The sequence below is a fragment of the Streptomyces sp. SID12501 genome, from assembly GCF_010550245.1.
GTDB lineage: Bacteria > Actinomycetota > Actinomycetes > Streptomycetales > Streptomycetaceae > Streptomyces.
In genome coordinates this window covers 1-443 of sequence record NZ_JAAGLU010000646.1, presented here as the reverse complement: position 1 = coordinate 443, position 443 = coordinate 1, and the positions used below count along the sequence as shown (strand labels likewise).

1 pseudogene is annotated in these 443 nt (G+C 69.3%); it reads right to left on the bottom strand.

What is annotated here, in order from left to right:
• Positions 1-443, bottom strand: a pseudogene (locus tag G3I71_RS47710) (alkaline phosphatase family protein); the annotation flags it as partial.

The following is a 443-nucleotide window of genomic DNA, read 5'->3' as shown; positions in this document are numbered from 1 at the left end:
GGTCGTACGCGGTGGTGTTCTCCAGCACCCTCTCCCGCAGCCAGCGGGCCTCGTCGTCGTCCAGCATCGCCCGCCGCTCCTCGTCCAGGACGCGGGCCGCCCGGGTGTCCACCATCAGCAATTGCACTCGGCCGAAAATGCGCTGGTAGCTCCAGCGGGTCCGGGCGGGATCCGCATCGGTCTCGGCGGCGAAGCGGCGCAGCGCCTCGGTGCCGTCGGGGGAGGCCGTGACGGTGGCGTACAGGGGATCGGCCGCCAGTTCGGCGGGGGAGAGGTTGCCCAGGTGCTGGTAGACCCAGTACGACATCAGCCCGCTGACGATCCGCTCGTGCCACCAGGGTGTGGCGCGGATCTCCTCCTGCCAGGCGGCGCTGGTGTTCCAGTCGTCGATCACGTCATGATCGTCGAAGATCATGCAGCTCGGCACGGTGGAGAGCAGCCAG